The sequence below is a fragment of the Bdellovibrionota bacterium genome, from assembly GCA_035292885.1.
Lineage (GTDB): Bacteria > Bdellovibrionota_G > JALEGL01 > JALEGL01 > DATDPG01 > DATDPG01.
The window spans coordinates 1-9,953 of the sequence record DATDPG010000116.1; the positions used below are offsets into that span (position 1 = coordinate 1).

At 56.2% G+C, this 9,953-nt stretch carries 12 protein-coding genes; 8 read left to right on the forward strand and 4 right to left on the reverse strand.

Features of this window, described 5'->3' with window-relative positions; genetic code table 11:
• Positions 1 to 637 (reverse strand): transcription termination factor Rho (rho, locus tag VI895_09200; protein ID HLG19971.1); only part of this gene is annotated, 637 nt, incomplete at its 3' end.
• A gap of 284 nt (positions 638 to 921) precedes the next feature.
• On the opposite strand from rho, the gene VI895_09205 reads away from it, so the two are divergent.
• Together VI895_09205 and VI895_09210 are read left to right on the forward strand one after the other, a co-directional pair.
• Complete coding sequence (locus VI895_09205; GenBank protein ID HLG19972.1) at positions 922 to 1,197, forward strand: acylphosphatase; 276 nt, start codon at positions 922 to 924, stop codon at positions 1,195 to 1,197.
• 45 nt (positions 1,198 to 1,242) lie between these two features.
• Positions 1,243 to 2,817, forward strand: coding sequence for an Rne/Rng family ribonuclease (locus VI895_09210; GenBank protein HLG19973.1), 1,575 nt, complete (start codon positions 1,243 to 1,245; stop codon positions 2,815 to 2,817).
• Between the two features lie 8 nt (positions 2,818 to 2,825).
• Here the strand turns inward: VI895_09210 and VI895_09215 are convergent, their stop codons facing one another.
• Genes VI895_09215 through VI895_09225 form a run of 3 tightly spaced genes read right to left on the reverse strand, consistent with a single transcriptional unit; the run spans position 2,826 to position 4,283 of the window.
• A complete protein-coding gene (locus VI895_09215) occupies positions 2,826 to 3,371 on the reverse strand; it encodes a hypothetical protein (protein HLG19974.1) in 546 nt (181 codons plus the stop codon).
• A complete protein-coding gene (locus VI895_09220) occupies positions 3,368 to 3,796 on the reverse strand; it encodes a hypothetical protein (protein ID HLG19975.1) in 429 nt (142 codons plus the stop codon). The genes VI895_09215 and VI895_09220 overlap by 4 nt, the downstream gene beginning before the upstream one ends.
• Positions 3,797 to 3,806: 10 nt before the next feature.
• Positions 3,807 to 4,283, reverse strand: a complete 477-nt coding sequence (locus VI895_09225) for a hypothetical protein (protein ID HLG19976.1) — start codon at positions 4,281 to 4,283, stop codon at positions 3,807 to 3,809.
• Between the two features lie 59 nt (positions 4,284 to 4,342).
• Between VI895_09225 and rsmI the strand changes: the two genes are divergently transcribed.
• The 6 genes from rsmI to VI895_09255 all read left to right on the forward strand — a co-directional run.
• Positions 4,343 to 5,074, forward strand: a complete 732-nt coding sequence (rsmI, locus tag VI895_09230; protein HLG19977.1) for a 16S rRNA (cytidine(1402)-2'-O)-methyltransferase — start codon at positions 4,343 to 4,345, stop codon at positions 5,072 to 5,074.
• On the forward strand, positions 5,074 to 5,274 hold the full coding sequence (locus VI895_09235; protein HLG19978.1) for a hypothetical protein: 201 nt from the start codon (positions 5,074 to 5,076) through the stop codon (positions 5,272 to 5,274). Before rsmI ends, VI895_09235 begins: the two co-directional genes overlap by 1 nt.
• Entirely contained in the window at positions 5,271 to 5,948 is a 678-nt protein-coding gene (locus VI895_09240) for a type II CAAX endopeptidase family protein (protein HLG19979.1), read from the forward strand. The genes VI895_09235 and VI895_09240 overlap by 4 nt, the downstream gene beginning before the upstream one ends.
• Positions 5,949 to 5,986: 38 nt before the next feature.
• On the forward strand, positions 5,987 to 7,756 hold the full coding sequence (locus VI895_09245) for a HEAT repeat domain-containing protein (GenBank protein ID HLG19980.1): 1,770 nt from the start codon (positions 5,987 to 5,989) through the stop codon (positions 7,754 to 7,756).
• Positions 7,749 to 9,236 carry an HD domain-containing phosphohydrolase gene (locus tag VI895_09250; GenBank protein HLG19981.1) on the forward strand — a complete coding sequence of 496 codons (1,488 nt, stop codon included), beginning with the start codon at positions 7,749 to 7,751 and terminating at the stop codon, positions 9,234 to 9,236. Before VI895_09245 ends, VI895_09250 begins: the two co-directional genes overlap by 8 nt.
• Positions 9,237 to 9,448: 212 nt before the next feature.
• Positions 9,449 to 9,953, forward strand: a 505-nt coding sequence (locus VI895_09255; GenBank protein ID HLG19982.1) for a YqgE/AlgH family protein, incomplete at its 3' end; no start/stop codon positions are given.

The following is a 9,953-nucleotide window of genomic DNA, read 5'->3' on the forward strand; positions in this document are numbered from 1 at the left end:
CTTCCTCGGGGCGCTCGTCGATCAGAAGCACGATGAGCACGACTTCGGGATGATTCGCCATGATCGCTTTGGCGATGTTTTGAAGAAGAATCGTCTTTCCGGCGCGCGGAGGCGAAACGATCAGTCCCCGCTGACCCTTACCGATCGGGCAGAGAAGGTCCATGATCCGCGTCGAATATTCTTTGTTGTTGAATTCCAGCTTGAGCCGCTCGTTCGGGTAAAGAGGCGTTAGGTTGTCGAACAGAATCTTTTCACGGGCAACGTCGGGCGAATCGAAGTTGACCTGATCGACCTTGAGGAGAGCGAAGTAACGCTCGGATTCCTTCGGCGGACGGATCGGACCGACCACCGTGTCGCCCGTACGCAAACCGAATCGCCGAATTTGCGAGGGAGAAACATAAATGTCGTCGGGGCCGGGAAGATAATTGTAGTCGGGAGCGCGAAGGAAGCCGAATCCATCGGGAAGGATCTCCAGGACGCCGTCGCCGACAATGGCTCCATTCTTTTCCGACGCGGCTTGCAGGACGGCAAAAATCAGCTCCTGCTTCCGCATTCCGGCGGAATTTTCGATATTGAAGTCCTTGGCCATACTGGCCAAGTCATTGATTTTCTTCTCTTTTAGTTCTTTTAGATTCATGACTACCTACTCTCGTTGGTTCAAGCACCGGAAGCCGTTGGGGGTCTGTTCTAGGACAGACGGCAGCATGCTGCTTCAGGATACCTGGGGACCGAAATGTGGTGGCTAAATACTAGGCTTTGTTGTGATTATTGATTACGCCCAACCACCTTGTCAAGCGACGTTCTTATAGACGGACCTTTTCGATTGTCAAGGCCCGCCAAGGCGTGTTTAATTCGAACTACCTGATTTCGGGCAGTTGCAGGCCGAAACGTGGCACGTGCAACTGCTGGTGATTTGTCTCCATGGTGAAGCGTTTTCGCGCAATCGTTTCTGGGAGGGTTCAGGGAGTTTTTTATCGGGCTACGGCCCGTGACCAAGCCATGGATTTAGGACTAAAAGGATTTGTACGTAACCTCCCGGATGGATGCGTGGAGCTGGAAGCCGAAGGAGAAGAAGAGGCTTTAGAGTCCCTTCTCCGTTGGTCCCAGCATGGGCCGCCCAGTGCTCGGGTGGAAAAAGTTACAGTGGAATGGCTTTCGCCAAGTCGAACCGGCGGAGGTTTCCAAGTCACGGACTGATTTTTGCCCCTGCACCGAACACCTCTTTAGAGAGGCGGTGCCGGCATGGCTTCAAGACTCGTAATCAACTCGACCCCGCAAGAAACGCGCGTGGCGGTGATGGAAGAGGATCACCTAGCGGAACTCTACACCGAACGCCCCAAAGAACGGGGAATCGTCGGCAACATTTATAAGGGGAAGGTGGTCCGGGTTCTTCCCGGGATGCAAGCGTCGTTCGTCGACATCGGCCTCGAGCGAGCGGCGTTTCTATATGTCACCGACTTCTTCGACGAATATCGGGACGCCTTCAGCAAGAAAGAAATCGAAGAGGAAAAACGCCGGCGCGGGCGGGGGCCAAGACCCCAGATTCAGGACCTGTTGAAAGAGGGTCAGGACGTCCTCGTCCAGGTGGCCAAGGATCCGATGGGAACCAAAGGCGCAAGACTGACGTCTCATATCTCACTCGCCGGCCGCCATTTGGTCTACATGCCGACGGTCAACCACGTCGGCGTTTCACGAAAGATCGAAACCGACGCCGAACGGCGCCGCCTGCGCGAGATTGTCGACGCCACGCAAACCACGGACGGCGGATTCATCATCCGGACCGCTTCGGCCGGACAGCCCGACGACAAAATCGAGGCGGACGTCAAATACCTCGAACGTCTCTGGAAAAAGGTTCTCGGCCGCAGGCAGGGGATGAAAGCTCCGGCGATCATCCATCAGGATCTCGACCTGATACAACGGGTCGCCCGCGATTTCTTCACCGAGGACGTCGAAAAACTGATCGTGGACGATAAGGGCGCCTATCGCGAGATCATGCAGTTCCTGGGTCAGTTTCTGAGCCGTGAGAAACGAAACGTCGAGCTTTACCATGAACGGGAGCCGATTTTCGATCATTTCGGGATCGAGCCGCAGATCGACCGGGCGTTGGGACGAAAGGTTTGGCTCAAATCGGGGGGGTCGCTCATCATCGACCAAACCGAAGCGCTGACGTCGATCGACGTCAACACCGGCCGCTTCGTAGGAACGAAAAACCTCGAAGAAACGATCCTAAAGACCAACCTGGAAGCTCTCAAAGAAATCGTCGCGCAGCTGCGTTTGAGAAACATCGGCGGTCTCATCATTCTCGATTTCATCGACATGGAAAAACGCAACAACCGGGAGCGGGTCTACCGGGCACTGGAGGACGCGCTCGCCGACGACAAGGCGAAAACCAACGTTCTCCAAATCTCCGAACTCGGAATCGTGGAGATGACGCGAAAGCGGACGCGGGAGAGCCTAAACCGCGGCCTCTGCGAACCTTGCGCGCATTGCGACGGGAAAGGCTTTCACCGATCCCGGCGGACCGTGGCCTATACGATCCTTCGGAAACTGAGAGAGGAAGTTCAGAACAAAAAATCGTACAAGAATATCGAAATCGTCTGTCACTCGAACGTCGCGGGCATTCTGAAGAACGAGGAAATGGAAACGCTTCAAGAACTGGAAAACCGGTCCGGTCGCCGGATCGTCGTGCGTGATCAGGCGAACTACAGCGAAGAGCGATTTGAAATCAAACGCACGGGCCACGCCCTGGCCATGGAAATGCCGGAACAAAAAGAAGCGACGACCGACACGACGATCGCCAGCGGCGGATCAGAGTAAACAACCGGCTACGGACAGACTTGGGCTTGAGCCTGTACCGTCGGGCATTGACTGAACGGCGTCGTTCCGGCGCAGAGCGGGCCGATGGTGGATGTGCCGATCGCCCCGAAGCATATCGTCGTGAGATTGATCCCCGCATCCAGCGAAAGATTGATCGGGCAATCCCCCGTTCCGCCGAAGGGGATTGAGCCGTCCAAATTCGGGGCCAGCATTTCGACGCGATAATAGGTGTTGTTCAACAATTGCGACGAATCGATGGAATACTCGGACTTGGTCGCCGATACCCCGCCGAGCGAATCATCGGGCTGCGTAAACGTCTGCTTTCCCGAGGTCGTGTCCGTTTGATTGATGTCGATCGGCGGACAGATCAACGGCGTAAAGCGGAAATAGATGCCGCGGGAGATCCCGAGCTGCCGATTGGCTTCGATGGATTCCAGGAGATCGTCACTCGTCCCGGTGTTGGCCGCGATGTCGACGTCGATGCGAATGGTGGGCGAACTTCCACAGGACAAACAACTCGGCAGGAGCAATCCAATCCACAGAAGGTTCTTCATGACGGCGGCGAGGGCGCTAAAACGATGACGGCGATCGAGGTTAACGTTTTGTCGTTCGTGAATTGGGAAGAACCGCTGTAAAGCACTTGTCCGGCGGAATTTCGAAAACGCGCTTCAATTTGATAGAGAAAATTCAGCGGCAGATTTCCGACGTTCACGACTGCGGCCGATCCGGCGGGTATACCGCAGTTCGCCTGAAACGAGCCGTCACACGTGCTCGGAAACGCGAATCGGTCGGGAGATCCGTCCTTGTTCAGGTCCAAAATAAATCCTCCGGACGGTACATTCGTCACCTCAAAGACGACGTCGCTTACGGCGGGATCTGAAAATGCGGATGCCCCGGTAATGTTGATCGGGACCTGCGCTCCGTCCTTTTCGCCGCAAGCGGTGAGAATAAGGGCCGTCGTCAGGAAAATCTGAAACACACGCATTCGATCAACACCTCGGCACGGCTAGAATCGTCGTGCTGCATGTCGCATCTCCGGCGGTCATGGAAATATCCGAACTGCCTCCCGCCGTATTGGCAATGGCCGTCGCCTGACCTGAAGCTACGTTGGATAGATCGTCCTTGACCGCGCACGCGGTGATATCGATGGGAGCGTCTAACGGGAACGTATCGAACGGGAGTTCCAGCTCAAAACTGGATTGAGTCGCCGGGAGGGAGCTGCCGCACGCGGCCGGCGTCTGAATGCAGGTCGCACCGCCCGCCGTCGTCGAGAGGCAGTTCGGAAATAGAAGGCCCGTTCCGCTTCCGCCCGTCGGCTTGACGACAAACAAGAAAAACCGGATCGCCGTTTGGTCCACGCTCTGGTCCAGAGTGAGATTGATGTCGATCTTTCCGGCTTCGCTTCCACAGCTTAGAACCCCGATAGTCAAAGAGAAAAGGAGAGGGATAACGATCCGGCGGGGCATACTTGATCATTTTATCTGATTGCCTTGCCACCCCTCAAGCTCGCCTTTAGTCTCCATGCATGCCGTCCGCAGGGCGCCTTTATGTCGTCGCAACACCGATCGGGAATCTAGGAGACATCACCGGCCGCGCACAACGGACCCTGGCCGAAGTGGAGGTGGTCGCCGCCGAAGATACACGTCGGACCCGGCAACTTTTGAGCCACTTGGGGCTCTCCAAAAAGCTTCTTCGATGCGACGAAGCCAAAGAAGCAGAGGCCGCCGAAACCATCCTCCCGATCTTAGCCGAGGGAAGGTCCGTTGCACTCGCAACGGACGCCGGCACCCCCTCCCTTTCCGACCCGGGCCACCGCCTGGTGGATCGGGTACTTCGCGCAGGCTATACAGTAGTTCCAATCCCGGGCCCTTCGGCCGTCACGACGCTGCTTTCCGTGTGCGGATTTTCGATTCGGGACTTTCATTTTTACGGCTTCCTGCCCAAGAAGAGCGGTCAACGGCGGAAACTCCTGGAATACATCACAACTGCAGCCGGCGCCTCCGTATTTTTCGAGGCACCGCACCGGATTTCCCGAGTCCTCGCTGAATTGGCCGAACTCTCCGGTTCCCGCATGGCTTGTGTGGGAAGAGAGCTGACGAAAATCCATGAAGAGATCCTTCGCGGTTCGCTCACCGACGTCGCGGCTGCGTTTTCGAGCCGGAGTCCTCGCGGGGAATTCACGGTGGTGATCGCTCCATCGACGAAAGAAGAAATTCGGTCCCGAAGGCGGGAACAACGGTCTACAATGGCGGAATAATGAATCATTCATTCGCCCAGATCTTGGTATACACGTTTTTCATTGCCATCGGACTCTTCAATCTCGCGAAAGGTTTGGCCAGCCTTCGCAGTCGAACGGAAAGCAAGATTTTTGCCCGGCTTCGCCTGGTTTTGGGCAGTCTGCTGCTGATTGTCCCCCCTCTTCTTTTCTTTTTCCTCGGAGTCGGCCGCTCGCCATGATTCCGGCGATCGGGTTGGGATGGCCGGTGGGCTGTCTCATCGCGTTTGCGGTGATTTACCAGCCTTATGTGATGAAACATCTGCCGAACGAGGGATGGGCCGCCATTGCACTCTCTCCGCAGATGTTTTTTTTAATAACGTCCATTTGGATGGCGAAGATTCGAAATTTACGAAAGCGGCATTTTGGTTTCGATCGCCCTCGGATCTTAAAGGATGCCTTGCTCGGCCTTGGAATCGGCCTGATCCCGGCCTTCCTCACCGTAGCCGGCGCGATGGTTCTGACCGGCCTGGATCATTTCTTTTCATTCCTGCCTCGGCCGATGTTCGGAGGCCTGCCGGTCCCCATCCGATTCCACGCGTCCACATTGTTCGTTCTCTTGGTTCTCGCCCCGATCAGCGAGGAGATTTTTTTTCGAGGGATTTTGGTCCGGGCGCTTCGGGAATCTTATTCTCCGCTCACGACCGTTTTGTTCTCTTCCGTCATCTTTATGGGAGGACACGGCGGCTTTAAGATCGGACCGCTGCTTCTGGGTTTAATCACCGCTCCGATTACCTTGATGACCGGATCGATCGTGCCCGGGATCGTCTTTCACGCGATTTCCAACGGCTACGGACCGCTTCTCGTGACGTGGTTTCCGAATCTCTACCGGTATTTGGACTTCTTCTTCCAATAGGGATTTCGTTCGGACCTTTTTCCGATTAACCTATATCCATGGCCCTCGCTCGAGACCCGGTCAAAGAGGCCGGACTTGTCCTGACCGCTCTGGACAAGGCGGTCCGACAGTTCGTTCTCTACGGCAGGGAGCATCCCCAATATGTTTCCGCTCTTCGCGACGCCGAAACGCGCCTGGCGGAATTCCTGCAACTGGAGGGTCCGCTCTCGCTGGCCGTTAAGAGAACGGATCTGGAATGGAAGGAAAGCCCGGTCTTTTCCATTCAAAAACGGGAGAACAATTACATCCAGGAAATGTTCGTCGACGGTGTCCGACAGCTGGAATTCCTTCCCGGGATTACGACGCAGGAAATTCATGACCTCGCTTCCGTCCTGGGAAGAGACATTCAGGCGTATGAAACCCGCGAAGACGACACCGTCACACTCCTTTGGAAAAAGGGATTCAAGTCGATTCGGTATCAGACCGTAGACGTGTATGCGAGCGACCGTTTCGCTCTGTTGCAGGAAGACCTTTCCGAGAATCAACAGAAGGAGTCGCAACAGAACGAACGGAAATATCTCGACCGCTTCATCCAAAATCTCCTCAACCCTTCCGCCGACGTTCTCGGGGAGCCGGGTCCCATCGGCAACCGGTCGTCGCATCATCAGAGATATCAAAAAGAAATCGCCGCGCCCGTTCCCCCGCAAGCGTTCCAAAAAAGTCCGGAAGAAACGGAAGCACTTTCCGTCGAGACAAGCCGTGTTGGAGAGCGAGATTATTTAGCGGAGGTTTCGCCGGTCTTTTGCGAAGTGTTGGAGGAATCCGCGCAAGCCGAAAACTTCGTCGGTCTCGTCCGCTCCTACCGTGCCATTCTCGAAAGTCTTCTGCACCAGGGAGATCTTCGCAAAGCCACGGAGTGGTTGAAGCGTCTGCGCGGCGTCCAGGCGTTTGTCGCCGCCCGCGACGAGCTGGCTCATCAAACGGTGGAGCAGGAAATCGCCGCCTTGTGCACCGCGGACCTATTCAGCTCACTCGGAGACTTGGCGCAAAAGGGGATCCGGGCTACTCCGGAAGATTGGACACAGTTTTTGACTTATGTCGGGACGAGGTCGATCGACGAGCTCTGCGAACTTTTCGCGCGACTGTCTCAGGAAACCTTGCACACGGCGATCGTTGAACACTTGATCGAGCACGCTCCGGACCAGATTGAAGCATACGTCCGGGCGCTGAAACGACCGGAAGAAGTCGTCGTGCGGGACATGGTGAGGATTCTGGCCGCTCTTTTGGAAGAAAAGATGATCCCCACAATCTTCGCGAATGTCGCGATTCATCCCCTGCCCGAGGTTCGCCTTGAAGTCGTCCGAGCCATGAAAAAGGCTTCGTTCGAAACGTCCCGCGATTTCTTGCGCCGCGCGATCAAGGATCCCGCCCCGGCCGTCCGCGAGCTTGCCTTTCGTCTCATCGCCCAGGCTCCCGATGCTTTTTACGCGAAGCCTCTCGCGGAGGAGGCGGCGGGGACGTCGTTCGAAGAATGTGACGCCGGCGAAAAAAAATTGGCTCTCGTCGCCTTGGCTCGATGTGGAGGAAGCGCGGTCCTCGATTTTCTCAAGCAGATCGTCCAGTCGAGCCACGCCAGCGATGCCCATGAGGAACTTCGTGTGGCCGCGGTGAACGCCTTGGGCGAAATCGCGGACCCGCGCGCCCGTTCGCTCCTGGAAGAGATCGCGTCGAAAACGTTCGTCAATCGCGCCGTGCGGGAAACCGCCAAACAACTTCTGAACCGGCCGGCTCCCACGCGACCGACCGACGAGGAACCTCCCAATGTCTGAAGTCGGCGCATCGGGCCAACATACGCGGAACCGCGAGCTGATTATCGCGCTCAACCAACTGGGCCGCGGATGGCTTCATGCGCTATTCGCCGCGCTCCGGACGATTCAATTCCACGACGCACAAAATCAGATTTTCAATGACCCGATCGAATCCCTCGTCCGGAAGGGTGAAGAAATTCTTGCTCTCGAAGGGCACGCCGACTTTCGGACGGTAGAAGACCAGTTCTTTTTGAACGGCCTCTGGATCAAGCCCGCTCTCTCGGAAAAGGAAAATCTTTTCCTCTTGGCCAACCACTTCAAAGATGCCGGGCTTGGAGGAATTACCGTCCGGGCCGCCACCACCGATCACGATTGGCGCTCGTTTTTGAGCGCCTACCGATCCGTTCACGGCCCCGTGGAAGAACGGGCTCGCCTTATCAACCAAGCGCTCACGGAAGCCCGGATCGAGCAGGTTGAGGTACGGAAAATCGTAACTCTTAAGCATGAGGTTTCGGAAGAGCTTCCTCTCCCCAAGCTTTCGTATTCCGCGGTAACCACTTACGCCAAATTGCTGTTCGTCTTGCGGGAGTTCGCTTTCTCCGCTCCCGGAGAGGATCAGATTTCGACGCTGCGGAAGACACAGCGTCTGGTCTGCGACATCGTGGACCTTTCTGAAAAGATTCCCCGACTTTTCGCATTGTTGCCGCTTCTCAAAAGTTTCGATTCATATTTCTACCACCACTGCGTCAACGTCATGGTGTATTCCCTGGCTTTGGGTCGGGAAATCGGAATCGGACGGAAAGAGTTGGTCGAGCTCGGCATGGCCGCGCTCCTTCACGATGTCGGCAAGCTTCAAATCCCTGAGGAAATCCTCTCCAAACCGTCGGCTCTCACGGAGGAGGAGTGGCGCCGAATTCGGAACCATCCGATCGATTCCGCGGCCGTGTTTCTGACGCTTGGGTATATGAATGAGTCGGTGGCCGAACGCGTTTTGGTAAGCTACCAACATCATTGGGTCGCGCGAGGCGCCGACGTTTATCCCAAGCCGCGGCGCGCGATTCTGCCCAGCCTGATGGCCGAGCTGGTCGGTGTGAGCGTGATGTACGATGCGCTGTCCACGGACGAAATCTACCGAGGCTCCTTTACGCCGTTTGAAGCGATCCGAATTCTGGCCGCCGAAAGCGCGCAAGGCAGGTACCGCAAAGATGTGGTGCACGCTTTCCTCCGAGTGATGGGTCCATTGCCCGTAGGCAGTTCCGTAAGACTTGACGACAGCCGGGAGGGGATCGTCGCCTGCTCCGGGGCGCTTTCCCCCACCCCTCCCTTTCCCGTCATTTTCGTACCGAACGAACAGGGGGGAGGTGAATGGATCGACGCGGGCGTGCCGCTCGAAACGACTCAGCGCAGAGTTTCCCTATTGCCCGGCCGAAGCGATCGAAACTGGTATCGGCAGACGATGCGGCATCTCTTTCTGAACGCCGAAGCCGCGCTCTGCAGCTAAGGGGTCTGAGCAAAATAAGGTAGACGATTTTTGCGCAGTGGATTTTGGATCAGATCGAGGCGGGAGGACGAAGCGCTAGCCGGAGGCGCTAACGCGAGGAGGACCATGAAGAGCTGGTTCAAAAGACCAAGCACAAATGTATAAGTTATTTTGCTCAGACCCCTAAAGCACCGCGGTGGCGATTCGTCCAAAAACGTCATAAGATCACACCAATGACGTCGGCCGAAGAAAAACGGTGCTGTTTTCTCATCGCGATGCCGCAACTCCAGGACCCGAATTTTTTCCAGACCACGACCCTCTTGTCCGCATTCACCAAAGACGGTGCGATGGGGGTCATACTCAATCGCCCTCTAAACGTTTCGGTCAAAGAAATTCTCGGAGACTCCAGCCCTTTGAAAGTGGAATCCACGTTAAAGGTCTATTGGGGCGGGCCCGTGGAAAACCAGCGAGGCTGGATTGTTCATGAAGATACGGCCATGGCGGCGCAAAGTATGGAACTTGAAGCCGGGCTTTATCTGAGCAGTTCAACGGAAGTTTGGAAGAAAATGATCGAATCGGGAAAAAATCCCGGTGGCCCGAGGTATCGTTTTTTCCTCGGCTATTCCGGATGGGGTCCCGGTCAGCTGGAACGCGAGATCGCCGGCTCGAGCTGGGTGACCGCCCCGCTCTCCCGGGACCTGATTTTCGACGGCACTCCTCACACTCTTTGGGTTCGTT